Source organism: Bacillus sp. ATD (assembly GCF_050585765.1).
Classification (GTDB): Bacteria; Bacillota; Bacilli; order Bacillales; family Bacillaceae; genus Bacillus; species Bacillus stercoris.
The window spans coordinates 16,353-35,215 of sequence record NZ_JBOBQH010000003.1 but is presented as its reverse complement, the minus strand read 5'-3'; the positions used below and the strand labels follow the sequence as shown (position 1 = coordinate 35,215).

Below are 18,863 nucleotides of genomic sequence, written 5' to 3'. Positions count from 1 at the left end.
AAAAGGAGTGACTCATGATGCAAAACCCTTCTAAAGCGGAAATTAAAGAGATTCTTCAAAGAAGCAAACGTATAGCGGTAGTGGGGCTTTCAGACCGTCCGGATAGAACGTCACATATGGTTTCAAAAGCAATGCAGGACGCGGGTTATGAAATTATCCCTGTGAACCCGACAATTGATGAGGCACTAGGCGTAAAAGCCGTTTCATCTTTAAAAGAGATTGACGGTCCGATTGACATCGTCAATGTATTCCGGCGCTCCGAACAGCTTCCTGGAGTGGCGGAAGAGTTTTTAGAGACAGATGCTCCCGTATTTTGGGCACAGCAAGGGCTGGTAAACGAGGAAGCATACCAGATGCTAAAAGAAAAAGGCAGAACGGTTATCATGGATCTGTGCATAAAAGTGGCACACACTGTAACAAAATAGGTGCAGAACTGCAAAAATCCTTGTGAATTCAAGGATTTTTGCTTTTTAATTTTAAGATATTGTTTGCGTATTACGGTGAAACAGATACAATAAAGCTTGAACAGCTTTTTTTGAATACCTTGTCCAGCTGGGTTTCGGCCGTTCGATTTGCGAAGGTCTGCTGCTTTATATATAATAAACAAACATACGTTCTCATAGTGCGAAAACAGCACTAGCCGATGTTTTGAGAACTGATTCGTTAGCTCTATGTTGCGATTGCAAACATATTGGTTATAATGAGGAGTCCAAGGCAGTACCGGCTTGAGGCGAGGTTTATAAAAAATATCTTATATACAAATGATGTGTAACACTGAAAAAGAGAAAGACAATGTTAGTTTTTGAAAGGGGTTTGTACGTTTGGCTAGAAAACAGCAATTTGATTACAACGAAGATGCCATACAGGTGCTCGAAGGCCTTGAGGCTGTCAGGAAAAGGCCGGGTATGTATATTGGCTCTACTGACGCGCGCGGCTTGCACCACTTGGTTTATGAAATTGTAGATAACTCTGTCGACGAGGTGCTTGCCGGCCATGGAGATCACATAATCGTCAAAATACATAAAGACAATAGCATTTCTGTACAGGATAGAGGACGCGGCATGCCGACCGGAATGCATAAGCTCGGCAAACCAACCCCTGAAGTGATTTTTACGGTGCTTCATGCCGGAGGAAAATTCGGCCAAGGCGGCTATAAGACAAGCGGCGGGCTCCATGGAGTGGGTGCATCAGTCGTGAATGCTTTATCTGAATGGTTGACAGTTACCATTGAACGGGACGGTTTTATCTATCAGCAGCGATTTGAAAATGGAGGAAAACCGGTTACATCTCTCGAAAAGATCGGCAAAACGAAAAAGACGGGTACACTCACACACTTTAAGCCAGATCCAACGATGTTCAGCGCAACAACCTATAATTTTGAAACGCTTTCCGAGCGCTTAAGAGAGTCTGCGTTTTTGTTAAAAGGATTGAAAATTGAGCTGATTGATGAACGCAATGACCAGCATGAGGTCTTTTATTATGAAAACGGCATAGAGGCGTTTGTCGCTTACTTAAATGAAGAAAAAGACGTCTTGTCTGAAGTGGTCTCGTTTGAGGGAGAGCATCATTCCATAGAAGTGGATTTTGCGTTCCAGTTTAACGATGGTTATTCTGAAAATATTTTGTCTTTTGTTAACAATGTCAGAACAAAAGACGGCGGGACGCATGAGTCGGGTGCAAAAACTGCGATGACCCGGGCTTTTAATGAATATGCGCGAAAAGTGGCTTTGCTGAAGGAAAAGGATAAGAACCTTGAAGGCACCGATATAAGGGAAGGGCTTTCAGCCATTATTTCTGTCCGCATTCCTGAGGAGCTTCTTCAATTTGAAGGACAAACAAAAGGAAAGCTCGGAACGAGTGAAGCAAGATCAGCGGTTGATGCAATTGTTTCCGAGCAGCTTGCTTACTTTTTAGAGGAAAATCGGGACACCGCAACGCTTCTTGTCAAAAAAGCAATCAAGGCGAGCCAGGCGCGCGAAGCGGCACGCAAAGCCCGTGAAGAAGCAAGAAGCGGCAAAAAACGAAAAAAATCAGAAGCGACTTTAAGCGGAAAGCTGACGCCTGCGGGTTCGAGAAACCCGGCAAAAAATGAATTGTATCTCGTTGAGGGTGATTCAGCAGGCGGATCAGCCAAGCAGGGAAGAGACCGCAGATTCCAAGCAGTTCTGCCTTTACGCGGTAAAGTCATTAATACAGAAAAAGCTAAGCTTGCGGATATCTTTAAAAATGAAGAGATCAATACGATCATTCATGCGATCGGCGGGGGTGTCGGAGCAGATTTCTCAATCGATGACATCAACTACGATAAAATCATTATTATGACCGATGCTGATACTGACGGCGCTCATATTCAAGTGCTGCTTCTTACCTTTTTCTATCGCTATATGAAGCCGCTCATTGAGCATGGCAAGGTGTTTATTGCGCTGCCACCTTTATATAAGGTCAGTAAAGGAAGCGGGAAGAAGGAAATCATTGAATATGCATGGTCTGATGAAGAGATGGGTGATGTCCTGAAAAAAGTTGGCAAGGGCTATACCATTCAGCGATATAAAGGTCTTGGAGAGATGAACGCAGACCAGCTATGGGAAACGACGATGAATCCGGAGTCGCGCACACTTGTCAGGGTCAAAATTGACGATGCGGCACGTGTAGAGAGACGTGTAACGACGTTAATGGGAGACAAAGTAGAGCCGCGCAGAAAGTGGATTGAGAAAAACGTCGCTTTCGGCTTGGATGAAGAAAGCAATATTTTAGAAAATGAAAACTTATCGGTCGCTGAGGAGGTTTAATGATTGTCACAGCCAGAATTATTTCATGATTTACCATTAGAAGAGGTGATCGGCGACCGTTTTGGACGCTACAGTAAATATATTATTCAAGACAGAGCGCTGCCTGATGCGAGAGACGGATTAAAGCCGGTACAGCGCAGAATTCTGTATGCGATGCATACAGATGGAAACACGTTTGATAAAAACTTCAGAAAAGCGGCCAAAACGGTCGGTAACGTCATCGGTAACTATCATCCGCACGGTGACAGTTCGGTTTATGAAGCAATGGTGCGGATGAGCCAGGATTGGAAAGTTCGTAATGTGTTGATCGAAATGCATGGAAACAACGGAAGCATCGACGGAGATCCCCCGGCAGCCATGCGTTATACAGAGGCACGATTATCTCCGATAGCATCTGAGCTTCTTCGGGATATTGACAAAAACACGGTTGAATTTGTGCCTAACTTCGATGACACAAGCAAGGAGCCTGTCGTACTCCCGGCGATGTTTCCTAACTTATTGGTCAACGGATCTACCGGGATATCAGCGGGATACGCGACCGACATTCCCCCGCATCATCTTGGAGAAGTCATTGATGCTGTCATTAAGCGTATTCAAATGCCATCTTGCTCTGTTGATGAACTCATGGAAGTCATTAAAGGGCCTGATTTTCCGACAGGCGGTATTATTCAAGGCGTTGACGGCATAAGAAAAGCTTACGAAACAGGAAAAGGAAAAATCATTATCCGCGGAAAAGCTGAAATTGAAACAATCAGAGGCGGACGAGAACAAATTGTCATTACTGAAATTCCATTTGAAGTAAATAAAGCAAACCTTGTGAAAAAAATGGACGAGTTCCGTATTGATAAAAAGGTTGAAGGCATCTCAGAGGTTCGTGATGAAACGGATCGAACAGGGCTGAGAGTGGTCATTGAACTGAAAAAAGAAGCGGATGCCAAAGGCATTTTGAATTTCTTATATAAAAACACTGATTTGCAGATCACATATAACTTCAATATGGTGGCTATTCATAACCGCCGTCCGATGCTGATGAGCCTGAAGTCTATTTTGGATGCGTATATTGGACACCAAAAGGAAGTCGTCACAAACCGGTCCGTTTATGAGCTTCAAAAAGCAAAAGACAGACATCACATCGTAGAAGGGCTCATGAAAGCTTTGTCCATTTTAGATGAAGTCATTGCAACGATCCGTTCTTCAAGCGATAAACGTGACGCTAAAAATAATTTGATTGCGAAATACGAATTTACAGAGCCTCAGGCTGAAGCCATTGTGTCATTGCAGTTATATCGTTTAACCAATACCGATATCACAGCGCTTAAGGAAGAGGCAGAAGAGCTCGGTAAAAAAATTGAAGAGCTCGAATCTATTTTAAGCAATGATAAAAAGCTGTTAAAAGTGATCACAAACAGCTTAAAAGCACTGAAAAAGAAATATGCAGACACGAGACGCTCCGTGATTGAAGAAAAAATTGAGGAAATTAAAATCAACCTCGAAGTTATGGTTGCGTCTGAGGATGTATATGTAACCGTTACGAAGGATGGCTATCTAAAACGGACAAGCCAGCGCTCATATGCCGCTTCCAACGGCCAGGATTTCGGAATGAAAGATACGGACAGGATGCTGCATCAATTTGAGATGAATACGACGGACGTGCTGCTGCTCTTTACGAACAAAGGAAGCTACATTTATTGTCCTGTTCACCAGCTGCCTGATATCAGATGGAAGGACATGGGTCAGCATTTTTCTAATATCATCACCATTGACCGTGATGAAACGATTGTAAAGGCCATACCGATAAAAGAATTTGATCCGTCGGCATATCTATTGTTCTTTACGAAAAACGGCATGGTGAAAAAGACAGAGCTCACCCATTACAAAGCACAGCGTTATTCTAAGGCGCTTGTGGCCTTAAATCTGAAGGGTGAAGATGAATTGATTGATGTTCATGTAACAAATGGGGAAAGCCAGATCTTTATGGCCACTCACTTAGGGTATGGCCTGTGGTTTGGCGAAGACGAAGTGAATGTAGTTGGCGCGCGTGCGGCAGGTGTCAAAGGGATTAACTTAAAAGAGGATGACTTTGTTGTCTCCGGGGAGATCCTTCAAGAATCTGATTCAATTGTTTTGTTCACACAGCGGGGAGCGGTAAAACGCATGAGTCTTTCTGAGTTCGAGAAAACATCCCGCGCAAAACGCGGTGTCGTGATGCTAAGGGAACTGAAAAAGAATCCTCACCGTGTTGCAGCACTGTTCGCTTGCGGTCTTGAACAGCGGCTTATGGCAGAAACAGAAAAAGGCGACAGAAAAGAACTGCAGGCAAAAGAGCTGCGGACAAACGACAGATACAGCAATGGCTCTTTCTTTTTTGATGAAGAGGAATCAGGCAAGGTTACAGCTGTTTGGCGCGTTCATACAGAACAATAATAAAAAACCCGCTCATATTACGTGAGCGGGTTTCGTTTATTTAGCTTTCATGGTTGGTGAATAGATCTGTTACGGCATGAATGACTTCAATTCCCTGCCATACAAATAAATTCAGCGCTGTGAAAGAAAATAAGCCTAATATCACCATTCTTAAGATAAACAACATGTTAAACAGCCTCCTCATATTATCGTTATATAATCGGGTGATGTTGAACATGAAGTTTGCCGAAATAAGACGATTGATAAAATTTGGCCAGTATAAAGCTTTTTTTCCGCTGGCGCCTGCGGGTGTATCCCGTACTTTTGCTTTCAGCGGTCAGAAGCAGAACAGCCATTGCCCACAAAGCGGTTAGCGCAAATGCCCCTGTGATGGATTTCTTCTCATCATCAGCATTTTGGCCGGCTTTCATCTCGTGCATTTCCTGCTGGTCGGCTACGGCTTTATAATGATGGCCGATATCAAAGGCGTGGGGAATTGAGAGCAAATGAAAACTGGCGATCGCCAAGAATAAGATGGATGCTTTCAATATCGTTACTTTTTTCAAATGATCTCCCCCTCCTTTAATATTACTGAATATTTTTATAATAATACCCCAATCCATCCTAAAAGTAAACCTGATTTATTAAATTTAAAAACTAAATTTCACTTTGTTAAGTATATATCTTTTTGCTTATTTTTGAAAGAGAAACATTCTTTATTAGTGTATGTATACCCGGTTTATGGTGTGAATAAAAGCATATTTTAGATGATATGTTTGTTGTCTAAGGTTTATTCCTTTATTTGTGAGCTAAAATCAAAGGAAAGGTAAGAAAATGAGAGGAAATGATTGCATTGTTAATAGGTACTTTTTTAAAAATGCCAACTTGCAACGAATGTTTTTATTTTTTATAGGAAAATGCTAGGGAAAGGGTCGACAGAGTAACATCTGGCTATGACAATATTCTTCGCGAAAAAACTTCCTAATTCGTCATATTGTGATATAATAAAACTCGTTATGTTAAAAAATCTAACATCAAAACGAATTCGTATTGAATTGATGAAAACGGGAGGTAAATATGGCGTCTTTTTTCGATAGTTTAATTCATATTCCAAGTGATTTCATTTGGAAATACCTATTTTATATTTTAATAGGGCTTGGATTATTTTTTACCATACGTTTTGGTTTTATCCAATTCCGTTATTTTATTGAAATGTTCAGAATAGTAGGTGAGAAGCCTGAAGGAAATAAAGGCGTTTCCTCTATGCAGGCATTCTTTATATCCGCTGCATCCCGAGTCGGTACTGGGAATTTGACTGGTGTAGCTTTAGCAATTGCGACAGGCGGACCGGGCGCTGTGTTTTGGATGTGGGTTGTAGCTGCTGTAGGTATGGCTTCTAGCTTTGTTGAGAGTACGCTAGCGCAGCTTTATAAGGTAAGAGACGGGGAGGATTTCCGCGGAGGTCCGGCCTACTACATTCAGAAGGGCCTTGGAGCCAGATGGCTCGGCATCGTTTTTGCTGTCTTAATTACGGTATCATTCGGTTTAATCTTTAACGCTGTTCAAACGAATACTATTGCAGGAGCGTTGGATGGCGCATTTCATGTGAATAAAACAGTTGTAGCCATTGTCTTGGCTGTTTTAACTGCGTTTATCATTTTTGGCGGTTTGAAACGTGTTGTGGCTGTAACACAGTTAATCGTACCGGTTATGGCAGGCATTTATATTATTATTGCATTATTTGTTGTTATCACAAATATTACGGCTTTCCCTGGCGTTATCGCTACAATTGTTAAAAATGCTTTAGGGTTTGAACAAGTAGTCGGCGGCGGAATTGGCGGCATCATCGTTATCGGTGCGCAGCGAGGACTTTTTTCAAACGAAGCAGGGATGGGAAGCGCTCCGAATGCGGCTGCAACAGCTCATGTATCGCATCCGGCAAAACAAGGTTTTATTCAAACATTAGGCGTATTTTTCGATACATTTATCGTATGTACGTCCACAGCGTTTATCATTTTGCTGTACAGTGTAACTCCAAAAGGTGATGGTATCCAAGTAACCCAGGCTGCCCTTAATCATCATATCGGCGGCTGGGCGCCTAGCTTCATCGCAGTCGCAATGTTCTTGTTTGCATTCAGTTCAGTTGTCGGCAACTATTATTATGGTGAGACAAATATTGAATTTATTAAAACAAGCAAAACATGGCTCAATATTTACCGGATTGCGGTTATTGCTATGGTTGTCTACGGTTCTCTATCAGGCTTCCAAATCGTTTGGGACATGGCGGATCTCTTTATGGGTATCATGGCGCTGATTAACTTAGTTGTGATTACGCTGCTGTCAAACGTTGCTTACAAAGTGTATAAAGATTACGCGAAACAGCGTAAACAAGGACTTGATCCTGTATTTAAAGCGAAAAACATTCCAGGGCTGAAAAATGCTGAAACATGGGAAGATGAGAAACAAGAAGCATAAGAAAACGGCTGCATTCAATTCATTGAATGCGGCTTTTTATTTGGCGCGAAGAAGCAGAATCTTTCAAATTAAACAAAAAGTAACGTGAATAGTCCTGATTAAACAATTTTCTATTTGGTCCGTATGTGTCAGCAGTATCTGAATCAAGACAAAAAGAGCAAATTGACAGGCTTTTTAATCCGTCTAAAAACAAGAAATTAGGTTGATAGACAAAGATGAGATAAATTTTTACAATAGTCCGTGCCAAACAAAAACGGAAGGGAGGTGGAGCGGACGAGTTAATAGGCATATATTTTCGTCATGATGTAAAGGAGGAAAGAATACTATATATGAAACGTCAAGTCTCTATCTTAATCGTATGTTTATTAATTTCAATACTCGCAACCAGCGGCTTAGGAAATCCAGCAGCATCTGCCGCAGGAGCAAAAACGCCAGTCGCCATAAATGGCCAGCTTAGCATAAAAGGCACGCAGCTAATCAATCAAAACGGCAAAGCGGTGCAATTGAAGGGGATCAGTTCACACGGATTGCAATGGTATGGCGATTTTGTCAATAAAGACAGCTTAAAATGGCTGAGAGACGATTGGGGCATTACCGTTTTCCGAGCGGCGATGTATACAGCAGATGGCGGTTATATTGACAACCCATCCGTGAAAAACAAAGTAAAAGAAGCGGTTGAAGCGGCAAAAGAGCTTGGGATATATGTCATCATTGACTGGCATATCTTAAATGACGGTAATCCAAACCAAAATAAAGAGAAAGCAAAAGAATTCTTCAAGGAAATGTCAAGCCTTTACGGAAACACGCCAAATGTTATTTATGAAATTGCAAACGAACCAAACGGTGATGTGAACTGGAAGCGTGATATTAAACCGTATGCGGAAGAAGTGATTTCCGTTATCCGCAAAAATGATCCAGACAACACCATCATTGTCGGAACCGGTACATGGAGCCAGGATGTGAATGATGCTGCCGATGATCAGCTAAAAGATGCAAATGTCATGTACGCGCTTCATTTTTATGCCGGCACACACGGCCAATCTTTACGGGATAAAGCAAACTATGCACTCAGTAAAGGAGCGCCTATTTTCGTGACGGAATGGGGAACAAGCGACGCGTCTGGAAATGGCGGTGTATTCCTTGACCAGTCGCGGGAATGGCTGAATTATCTCGACAGCAAGAAAATCAGCTGGGTGAACTGGAATCTTTCTGATAAGCAGGAATCATCCTCAGCGTTAAAGTCGGGAGCATCTAAAACAGGCGGCTGGCCGCTTACAGATTTAACTGCTTCAGGAACATTCGTAAGAGAAAACATTCTCGGCAACAAAGATTCAACGAAAGAACGCCCTGAAACGCCGGCACAAGATAACCCCGCACAGGAAAACGGCATTTCTGTACAATACAAAGCAGGGGATGGGGGTGTGAACAGCAACCAAATCCGCCCGCAGCTTTACATAAAAAATAACGGCAATGCGACGGTGGATTTAAAAGATGTCACTGCCCGTTACTGGTATAACGCGAAAAACAAAGGCCAAAACTTTGACTGTGACTACGCACAGATTGGATGCGGCAATCTGACCCACAAATTTGTGACGCTGCATAAACCTAAGCAAGGTGCAGATACCTATCTGGAACTGGGGTTCAAAAAAGGAAAGCTGTCACCGGGAGCAAGCACAGGAAATATTCAGCTTCGTCTTCACAACGATGACTGGAGCAATTATGCACAAAGCGGCGATTATTCCTTTTTCCAATCAAATACGTTTAAAACAACGAAAAAAATCACATTATATAATCACGGAAAACTGATTTGGGGAACAGAACCCAAATAGTTTAACTGTTGGCGGACATCAGAAATGATGTCCGTTTTCATTATCTTATTCAGTAAAACAAGGAGGTTTAGGTTGTGGATGAAACACTGAAGCAGTATATGATGCTGTTCAAAGAAATGAATCATGCGATAAATGGTCCGGACTATCCAGGTAAGGAAAAAGACATCCAGTATCAAAAAGAACAGATTGAAGCTTACGAAAAACAGCTGCAGCAAGGATTTTCTACAGATTATGACTATGATGTGTTTGCTGACTCTGTTATCAAATGCGCATATGGCGATATGACGCTGGAAGATTTAGAAGCAGTTTATTATGGATTAACAACGCCATTTTTTTGATTGGCAACAAACCAATAAAATTTCAACTCCTGTCTCACTAACTTAAGTATACTTTTGATATGAGACAGTAGTTTATTTATTTTGTTTACTTCCTAGAATATATATTATGTAAACTAATAAGCGAATTCTTTTAGTAGTTGGTTACTAATTCTTGGCCTTCCGGTCTTTTCTTTTCTTAAAGTTTGAATTGTCAACCTGTGTCATCTTATTTGACGTTGGATTCAACGGCTAACTCTTTGACATGCGTATATCAGCAACCTATGTCACTTGTTGCTGGTCTTCTTGATCAAGTCAAAATAATGATAAAATACTTATTTGATATGTTTATTCCTTGTACATTTATTTTAACAAGCTGATGCCCTCCCGCATTAAAAACCTTGAATCATGCATCTTCAAAACGACGCACGACACGAAAAAAAGCGATTTTCTGATCGGAAAATCGCTTTTTTCTGACTTCGACTTTTTTATTCCTGTGCAGGTTTATTTGCGGCACCCTCGGCGGTTAATGTCCGTATCCGCTCCAATGCGGTACCGCTTGCCTTAGGTGTCCTTAACGATTTACAACAAATGTTGTCACGCTTTGAGCTGGAAGATGGGCCCAAAAATGATTGCCTGATACAGTGAGATTCGTTCCAGGTTGTAGATTGCTGCTGCTGCTTGTGATCCATCTAGATACGTTTGAAGCAGATCCATTTTGCAAAACAAAGTTTTGGTTGACCCCTGTGTTGCTTTTGTTAATGGCAACAATAACGACCTTGTTGTCACCTTTATAGGCTGACACGTAAACGTTCGTATTCGGGTTTTTCGTTGCATCAATCCTTACATAGCCGGGACGCACAAACTTCGAGAAATGAGCCATATTGTAACCGCGTTTACTGATCGTACCATCTTCTTTCATAGGACCATATGATCTTCGGATGTACCACCAAACATAAGCTTGAAAATCTCCCTCTACCATCGAATTGTGAATATGTTGTGAAACATCCAATGCCTCGGGCCATCGATCCGCCGAGTTGTTATCACTGTTCGGATAGTATACTTCCGTCATCCAAAGGTCCTTCCCTGCTCCTTTCTGTTTGAAAAGAGGATAAGGGAATTGGCTGACCTGAGTGCCGTACAGGTGGGTTCCGAGAATATCCATATTGCCAAGAGCCTGCGGATCGTTCAAAATCGGGTCCGACAAATTCTTCAAGTATTGAAATGACTCAGGCGCAATGACGCGGGCATTGATCGAGCCGGCGTTTTCTCTCATAAAGCGGAGTATTTCTTGCGGCGTCCACCACGTCCACTCGTGAGCGTAATCAGGCTCATTTTGGACCGAAATCGCGTAAAGATTCACACCATTATTTTTCATGAAGGTAACAAAATCGTTAAGATGCTGCGCATATGCGGCGTACTTATCGTATTTCAGCCGTTTAGCCGATGTATCACCATTACGATTAAAGGTCTCAACCATATCACTTGGAGGATTCCAGGGAGAAGCAAAAACGATTGCCCCATGTTTGACCGCACTCTTGGCAGTCTCCACCTCTTTATACCAATTATTTCGATTTTCATCTACATGAATTCTTAAGATTGAAAAGCCTAACTGATTCTGTCCATTGCCAAAAGCCGTTTCTCTTTGAGCTGCTGTAAGATCCCCAGCCCAAGCCGGATGATTCATCCCTCCAAAACCGCGAATCACTTGTTTCTCTGCAGATACATTAACTGTTACATCACTGGCTGCCAAAACTTCAGCAGCGCCTGGCCCTAACATGACTGACAGCATAGTGAAACATACTAATAATATACAAATTGTTTTTTTTAAACGTGGAATCATTTATTTCGCTCCTTCGTCATGTGTCTTTTACGGTATTAGAAAATTCTTAATGGCGGGCTATTCCGGTGCTGGTCACCCGTCTCGTTTTTAAACGGTCCCATTACGAATCCTATCTTTGTGTAAACTGCCAGTAATCAAAATTAAACAAGTTTCCTGTACCTGTTCCGGTAAATACAAAGAATACTTTGTGCACACCGGTTGCCCCGCTTACTGCAGTTTCTATCTCTCTCCACGTTTGCGCTCCGCCTGTGGAAGGTACATTCAGGGTTCCAACAAGCTTACCATCAGCACTGTCGAGGCGCACTTCTATTTTTCCGCCTAAAGTGGATGCTACATTTGCTTTAAATGACCTGGCACCGCCCGCTCCAAAGTCTGCATTTCCTACAGCAATCCAGTCTCCATTTTGAATGCTTGTTACATGCTGTTTATTTACTGGCCCGCCGGGTGCTGTGGACTTCTCTGTCAAAATGCGTCCATTCCAGGCAAACGTTTCAGCTTCTACCCGGTTATATGGGTTTAAATTGGAAAGCTGTGTTACACCTGCATAATTTGCTGCTACCTCTTGGATGGATCCATCTGGGTTATGCACCAGCTTATTAATATGGGGAGAACGGTAACCTTTGCCGGCCCCGAACAGAGCGGAACTGACAGTTTGCGCATGGTACACTGCATACCACTCGTTTTTAAAATTGAAAACAGCATGATGGTTGTTTCCACCACCTCCGAAAAATGCACCCGGATTTTTCAGGAAGTGCCCTCTATATGTAAAGGGACCCATGGGATTTGAACTGGTCATGTAGCCGATCTCACCTGGGGGTTTATCGGCCGGGTGCGCGCCGCCGAAATTGATGCAATAGGAATAGTAATATGTTCCGTTATGCTTGTGCAATCCCGAATCTTCAAACATGAAAGGCGCATCAATTGTAGATGCACTTCCCTCAACACTCGTCATATCAGGCCCCAATTTTATGACTCTTGCCGTTTTAGGATTGGCCCATTGTCCCTGCGTTGGATTTGAACCGCCAGGAACGCCTCCCCCGGCATACAGGTAACCGGTGCCGTCATCATCTACAAATACTGCCGGATCAAAAAGCCATACAACACCAGACATTCCTGGCGTACTTGGCGTTACGAGCGGTTTTCCGATTGGGTCGGTCCATGGACCAATCGGGCTGTCTGCGGTGAGAACCCCGATACCTCCGCCGCTGTTTGCGAAATAAAGGAAGAATTTATCCTTGCCATTTATTTTTTTAACTGCGATTGACGGTGCCCATGACGCACCTGCCCATTTTGCAATTCCATGGCCTCCATTAGCTCCATTGGCACCTGCTACCGGAATGGCTCCGTGGTCTGTCCAGTTCACCATATCCGCTGAAGATATGACGAATACTCTATTCAAATTGGCAAATGAATTATCTTTAATTGTTCCGTTGCTATTATATTCATAATCATCACTTGACATATAAATGTAAACCCTTCCGTTATAGGTCAGCGCAATCGGATCTGCTCCCAAATGATGGTCGATAAGCGGGTTTGAATTCCCTATATGTTTTGCAATTGTAGTACTGGTGGCAGCATACGCAGACTTTCCAGATAAGCAGCTCAATAATAAAACTAGAATCCATAAACATACGCTACACTTTTTCCTCATCACTTAACATCCTCCTTTTTCCTTAAAATGGGGGGATTTTCTTTTGGAATTTGATAACAACAGGTCATGAAGATCGCACCACTAAACCCATTGAACGGAGATGCATATTTATCCAAAATATCCCTTTGTCTAACATCCTACCTTATTAAAAAAATTGTGTATAGGATACTTTTGGAGGAATTCGTGTTCGATTCTACAAAGGAACTGGATACATTTATTCATTGATAAGATGGGGCTAACATAGACGACTGTTACCGACTTCTTCTTCGCTTCCTGTTCCCTCGAATCTCGTTGTTTTAGAGCTATTGACATAATAGACATCTCTGCAGATAGGAAATCATGGCTCGAAACTTCTCAATCTATTGAATTCTGCCTGCTTTTTCTGCTGATTCCTGTTTACATTGTTCTCTTCTTTGTAAGACATTTCGTTATCATTCCGCCCTCTTCCCCTTCGACATACTGCATATTTTGTCCATCCTTATGTAAAGAGAGCGGTATACCCGTTTTTTCATGTTTTGTTCATATTTTATTAATTGTTTATTCAACACTGTCCGTTAAAGTAATCAATATCAACAAATATGGCAGCTATTCGCATCTTTTATGAAGGGAGGTCGGTGCCGTTATGCTGAAAGAAAAAATAAAAACATTAGGACGCTTTTGCACCGTAGGCGTCGGCAATACGCTGATAGATTTTGGTGTCTTCTTTCTCCTTACTGCTTGTCATGTCCCTTATCTGTCGGCGCAGATCTGCTCCTATTCGGCAGGTATCATCAACAGCTATGTGTGGAACCGGAATTGGACGTTTCGTGTAAAACGTAAGGCTGACGGGAAAGAGATCGTGCGCTTTCTCATGATTAATATTGCCGCGTCGGGGATCACCTTTTTGCTGCTTTATTTGTTTCAAAACTGCGGATGCTCGCTTTTGGTGAGTAAGCTCGCCGCCACTATCGGCGGAATGATGATGAATTTTATAGGAAACCGAATCTGGGTATTTGGAGATTCGCTGAAAAATATACAGGATCAGGAGTGAAGATGAATGAGAAAAAAAGTGAGAAAAGCGGTTATTCCCGCAGCGGGTTTAGGAACGAGATTTCTGCCGGCGACAAAGGCGCAGCCTAAAGAAATGCTCCCAATCGTCGACAAACCAGCAATCCAATATATTGTAGAAGAGGCCGTAGAGTCAGGAATTGAAGATATACTGATTATTACAGGGAGAAACAAACGCTCGATTGAAGATCATTTTGACCGATCGGCGGAATTGGAATTCAATCTGCGGGAAAAAGGCAAGACGGAGACACTTGAAGAAATGCAGCAGATCGCCGATTTGGCCAACATTCATTACATCCGCCAGAAAGAACCGCTCGGATTAGGCCATGCGGTACTGTGTGCGGAGCATTTTATCGGAGATGAGCCTTTTGCCGTTCTTTTAGGTGATGATATTATGGTGTCTGAAACACCGGCTCTTCGGCAATTAATGGATGTATATGACGTTTATGGCACAGAGGTTGTCGGTGTACAGTCAGTTCTCCCTGAGGATGTCAGCAAATATGGTATTATTAATACGTCTGGAACTCATGGGCATGTGTATGAAGTGAAAGATTTAGTTGAAAAGCCTTCACCTGAAGAAGCGCCTTCCGACATCGCCGTAATGGGACGGTATGTGTTGAATTCTTCGATCTTCCCCGTTTTGAGGTCAATTGGCAGAGGCGCGGGAAATGAAATTCAGCTCACAGATGCGCTTCGTGAGGTTTGCCGTAATGAGCCGATCCATGCTCGGCTGCTGGAAGGAAATCGATATGACATTGGCGATAAGCTGGGCTGTTTTAAAGCGAGCACTGAAATCGGCTTAATGCGTCCCGAAATGAGATCTCAGCTTTTGGCCTATTTAGAAGGTGTGATCAAACGGGAAACGAAAGAAATGCTGCGGTAAAAAAATTGTAACCATCTTGCTCGTCAATCAGTCATATAATAGTGAAAAAGATTAGGACAGGTTGTGAAGAATGTGGGCAGTTTGATAAGCGAAATTTTAACATGGCTGACGAACATGGGATATGCGGGTATTGCGATTGGGTTAATGATTGAAATCATTCCGAGTGAGATTGTATTAGCTTATGGCGGCTATATGGTATCGGAAGGCACGATTGGATTTATAGGCGCCATTATTGCGGGCGTTATCGGAGGTACCATTGCCCAGATCTTTATTTACTGGATCGGCCGCTATGGAGGCAGGCCATTTTTGGACAAATACGGGAAGTATTTATTAATTAAAAAGCATCATATCGACATGTCGGAAAACTGGTTTCAAAAGTACGGCGCTGGGGTTGTTTTCTCGGCTCGTTTTATACCGGTTGTCAGACATGCGATATCCATTCCTGCAGGTATTGCCAGAATGCCATTTCTCAAGTTTGTGGTACTGACTGTGCTTGCTATCATTCCATGGTCTATCCTGTTTGTGTATTTAGGCATACAGCTGGGAAGCCAGTGGGATGATGTAGAGAACATAGCGGGTACTTATACAACACCGATTATGATATTGGCTGTTGTTGTGATAGCCCTTTATTTTGTGATCAAGAAACGTACAGCCATATTCAAACGATAGCTAGCGGATATGCATAGGGGTGAATGACGCTCCCCTATGCATATTTTTTTACTTGCGATGCTGATTTGCCAGCTTCAGATTCTCCGCTAAAAATGCGACAAACACTTCATCCCGCACGAGCGATGCGGCATAATTTCTTTTAATGAACCATTCTGCTTCTTCAAACGCTGCGAATGTTTCATCCTGTGTTTCCCCGTTAATTTGGATATTCCACTCGTTGTCTAAAGGAAACAGAAAAAATCTCATTTGAGCACGATTTTCATATAATGATCCGTTCGCAGATCCTTTTAGATTATACATGTTACGGAAAGCATCAGGCCGTACAGGATCAATCCGGAAAGCTTCAGTTACAAACAACTCGTATACTTCATCGGTTATTGAACAGCCGGATGCCTTTGCATGCCCTCCGCCTCCGTATCGGCCGGCGATCTCTGACACATCGATGTAATCATGAATAGTGCGCAAACTGACTCGTTTTGATCCCATGCTTAAAATTGCAATGTAATCGAGGTGCGGATTATCTTTCCCTAGCCTGTTTCCCAGTTCTGAATGGTACGATTCAGCGTGAACAATGCCTACACAGTGTTCGTGCACAAAGGTTTGTACCATTTCCCTTTTCTTTCTGCGGAGGTAACGCTCAATTTTTTCGTTTTCTAAATCAAGCAGTTTTTCTTCAAAATCATCGAAGAAAAATTCGTTATGCGAGGAAAGGCGCTGAATCATTTTTGCCTCAAATTCATCAATTGACAGCAAAAAGAAAAGATCATTAAGCCGCTTCGCCTGTTTTTGATCGTACCGCTCCCATTCCCATGTATCGTATTGACGGACGAGCTCTGTGAATTGGTCTAAGGCATTTGTCGGTTTCATGAATCCATTTTCAACGAGATAGCCATATAAAAGTGACGTCGCGGATGTGAGCCTTCCATCATCGTATTCCACCTGGACAAATCCCCATTCATGCTCATTCAAATGAAGGGCTGTTTTATGGTGGTCAATAAGCTTCACTTTGCCCCCTGCATGAACATAATCATTCAATCTCTGTTCGTTTTCTTCATTGACGGCGAGATCGGTGATGAATAATGCATCTTGTCTGTTGCTCTCCTTCATTTTTTCTAAAAAGTACTGCACCTGTGCGTTTAAGCCGTTGACAGAGTTATACCGGACCTCAACGTCTTTTCCGAATGCCAATTTTGCTACGATTCCGCATCCTACTCCGTCCAAGTCGTTATGTGAATATAAATGATACATAATGTAGGCCCCTTTTTATGATAAACTGACAATTGCCGCTAAAGATGCGGCAGCCTTTATTTACTATTCTAAAAAACAAAGCGTTTTATACAAAGGCTATTAGTTTACATAATATTATTATTGTGAATATATAAAAGAGCGCTTTTGGCGCTCCTAAGTTCTTGCTTTTTTATACCGGATAAACCGGATGCTTTCGATTGGTAAATGTCATTTCCTTTGTCATGTATGCCTTCAGCCGTTTGGCCAGCTCATCACGCAGCGAATTGGCTGGGATAACAGCATCAATGATCATTTCTGAAGCCAGACGGTAGATATTGATGTCCTCTTTGTATTCCTCCCGTTTGTTGCCGATAAATGCGGCTCTCTCTTCTTTTGGCAGTTCGGCGATTTTTTTAGCGTAGACAGCGTTTACAGCAGCTTCAGGGCCCATAACGGCGATTTGGGCGGTTGGGAGCGCTAGACAGCAGTCCGGTTCAAAGGCAGGCCCTGCCATTGCATACAACCCCGCTCCGTACGCTTTTCGGACAATGACAGAGAGCTTTGGAACAGTTGCCTCCGACATCGCAGAAATCATTTTCGCTCCGTGTCTGATAATCCCCGCCTGTTCCACTTTTGTGCCAATCATAAAACCGGGAATATCCGCTAAGAACAGCAACGGGATATGAAATGCGTCACATAAGGTAATAAACTTAGCCGCTTTGTCTGCTGAATCGTGGAATAAGACGCCGCCTTTAACCTTGGGCTGGTTTGCAACAATGCCGACAGGCTGTCCCTCGATCCGTGCGAAGCCTGTTACTAATTCTGGTGCAAATAAGGCTTTGATCTCAAAAAATGACCCTTCATCAATGATCCGCTCAATCAGCTCATGCATATCAAAAGGTGCGTTCTGGTTTTGCGGAATGACGTCGGCAAGCGGGATGTCGAAGTGTTTTGGCGGGTGTTCCTCATGAATGGGCGCCTTTTCTTGAAAATTTGCCGGAAAGTAAGACAAATAAGCCCGCGCCAGATGTATGGCTTCTTCTTCAGTTTCTGCAAGAATATCTCCGCAGCCGGAGATGGAGCAATGCATACGAGCGCCGCCCATTTCTTCGAGAGACACTTTTTCACCAATGACCATTTCCGCCATCCTTGGCGAGCCTAAATACATGGAGGCGTTACCGTCTACCATAACGACGATATCACAGAAGGCCGGAATATAAGCGCCTCCTGCCGCAGACGGTCCGAAAAGCAAACAGATTTGCGGAATGCGTCCCGATAATTTGACTTGATTATAAAAAATTCTTCCTGCTCCGCGTCTCCCTGGAAAGACATTGATTTGATCGGTGATTCTGGCGCCTGCTGAATCGACTAAATAAATGAGCGGAACGTTTAGTTTTTCGGCAGTTTCTTGAATTCTGATGATTTTTTCAACGGTTTTAGCTCCCCAGGAGCCCGCTTTCACTGTTGAATCATTTGCCATGACGCAAACAGTTTGGCCGCCGATTTTGCCGACCGCCGTCACCACTCCGTCAGCGGGAAGGCCGTCTGACATGCATTCCGCAAAAAAAGCGTCTTCTAGCTCAATGCCATCGTCAAAGAGAAGCGAGAGCCGCTCTCTGACAAAGAGCTTGCCTTTTTCTCGATTGCTTTGGTGATACTTTTCCGCTCCGCCTTTTCGGATTCGTTCGGCCAATTCTGTTCGTTCCTTTTCATAATCCATGAGCATTTCCTCC

14 protein-coding genes and 1 pseudogene are annotated in these 18,863 nt (G+C 43.0%); 9 read left to right on the top strand and 6 right to left on the bottom strand.

Annotation, left to right across the window (positions count from 1 at the left end; translation table 11 throughout):
- Positions 1-17: 17 nt before the first annotated feature.
- The 3 genes from ACQXR1_RS08380 (at position 18) to parC (ending at position 5,213) form a co-directional block, all read left to right on the top strand.
- Positions 18-425 carry a CoA-binding protein gene (locus ACQXR1_RS08380; RefSeq protein WP_430771989.1) on the top strand — a complete coding sequence of 136 codons (408 nt, stop codon included), beginning with the start codon at positions 18-20 and terminating at the stop codon, positions 423-425.
- Positions 426-821: 396 nt separating this feature from the next.
- Positions 822-2,789 carry a DNA topoisomerase IV subunit B gene (gene parE, locus ACQXR1_RS08375; RefSeq protein WP_014664141.1) on the top strand — a complete coding sequence of 656 codons (1,968 nt, stop codon included), beginning with the start codon at positions 822-824 and terminating at the stop codon, positions 2,787-2,789.
- Positions 2,790-2,792: 3 nt separating this feature from the next.
- The gene (parC, locus tag ACQXR1_RS08370; protein WP_430771988.1) at positions 2,793-5,213 is read left to right on the top strand and encodes a DNA topoisomerase IV subunit A; all 2,421 of its coding nucleotides are present in this window, start codon (positions 2,793-2,795) and stop codon (positions 5,211-5,213) included.
- A 40-nt stretch (positions 5,214-5,253) separates the two neighbouring features.
- Here the strand turns inward: parC and ACQXR1_RS08365 are convergent, their stop codons facing one another.
- The gene (locus ACQXR1_RS08365) at positions 5,254-5,379 is read right to left on the bottom strand and encodes a hypothetical protein (RefSeq protein ID WP_003231548.1); all 126 of its coding nucleotides are present in this window, start codon (positions 5,377-5,379) and stop codon (positions 5,254-5,256) included.
- 25 nt (positions 5,380-5,404) lie between these two features.
- A complete protein-coding gene (locus ACQXR1_RS08360; protein WP_014664143.1) occupies positions 5,405-5,758 on the bottom strand; it encodes a hypothetical protein in 354 nt (117 codons plus the stop codon).
- Positions 5,759-6,269: 511 nt separating this feature from the next.
- Between ACQXR1_RS08360 and ACQXR1_RS08355 the strand changes: the two genes are divergently transcribed.
- From ACQXR1_RS08355 to ACQXR1_RS08345, 3 genes are all read left to right on the top strand, one after another.
- Complete coding sequence (locus tag ACQXR1_RS08355) at positions 6,270-7,667, top strand: alanine/glycine:cation symporter family protein (protein ID WP_040083027.1); 1,398 nt, start codon at positions 6,270-6,272, stop codon at positions 7,665-7,667.
- A 329-nt stretch (positions 7,668-7,996) separates the two neighbouring features.
- A complete protein-coding gene (locus ACQXR1_RS08350) occupies positions 7,997-9,496 on the top strand; it encodes a cellulase family glycosylhydrolase (RefSeq protein ID WP_430771987.1) in 1,500 nt (499 codons plus the stop codon).
- 74 nt (positions 9,497-9,570) lie between these two features.
- Positions 9,571-9,834, top strand: coding sequence for a YnfE family protein (locus ACQXR1_RS08345; RefSeq protein ID WP_040083025.1), 264 nt, complete (start codon positions 9,571-9,573; stop codon positions 9,832-9,834).
- Positions 9,835-10,384: 550 nt separating this feature from the next.
- Here the strand turns inward: ACQXR1_RS08345 and xynC are convergent.
- Positions 10,385-11,653 (bottom strand): glucuronoarabinoxylan endo-1,4-beta-xylanase XynC, encoded by a 1,269-nt coding sequence (gene xynC, locus ACQXR1_RS08340; protein ID WP_430771986.1) that lies wholly within the window; start codon positions 11,651-11,653, stop codon positions 10,385-10,387.
- A gap of 109 nt (positions 11,654-11,762) precedes the next feature.
- Complete coding sequence (gene xynD, locus ACQXR1_RS08335) at positions 11,763-13,304, bottom strand: alpha-L-arabinofuranosidase (protein ID WP_430771985.1); 1,542 nt, start codon at positions 13,302-13,304, stop codon at positions 11,763-11,765.
- Positions 13,305-13,882: 578 nt separating this feature from the next.
- On the opposite strand from xynD, the pseudogene ACQXR1_RS08330 reads away from it, so the two are divergent.
- The 3 genes and pseudogenes from ACQXR1_RS08330 (at position 13,883) to ACQXR1_RS08320 (ending at position 15,903) form a co-directional block, all read left to right on the top strand.
- Positions 13,883-14,334, top strand: a pseudogene (locus ACQXR1_RS08330) (GtrA family protein).
- A 6-nt stretch (positions 14,335-14,340) separates the two neighbouring features.
- Complete coding sequence (gene galU / locus ACQXR1_RS08325) at positions 14,341-15,234, top strand: UTP--glucose-1-phosphate uridylyltransferase GalU (RefSeq protein WP_430771984.1); 894 nt, start codon at positions 14,341-14,343, stop codon at positions 15,232-15,234.
- 72 nt (positions 15,235-15,306) lie between these two features.
- Positions 15,307-15,903 (top strand): DedA family protein, encoded by a 597-nt coding sequence (locus tag ACQXR1_RS08320; protein WP_003231529.1) that lies wholly within the window; start codon positions 15,307-15,309, stop codon positions 15,901-15,903.
- Positions 15,904-15,951: 48 nt separating this feature from the next.
- Here ACQXR1_RS08320 and nrnB read toward each other — a convergent pair whose 3' ends face one another.
- Together nrnB and ACQXR1_RS08310 are read right to left on the bottom strand one after the other, a co-directional pair.
- Complete coding sequence (nrnB, locus tag ACQXR1_RS08315) at positions 15,952-17,151, bottom strand: oligoribonuclease NrnB (RefSeq protein WP_430771983.1); 1,200 nt, start codon at positions 17,149-17,151, stop codon at positions 15,952-15,954.
- Positions 17,152-17,320: 169 nt separating this feature from the next.
- Positions 17,321-18,856, bottom strand: a complete 1,536-nt coding sequence (locus tag ACQXR1_RS08310; protein ID WP_430771982.1) for an acyl-CoA carboxylase subunit beta — start codon at positions 18,854-18,856, stop codon at positions 17,321-17,323.
- Between the last annotated feature and the right edge of the window lie 7 nt (positions 18,857-18,863).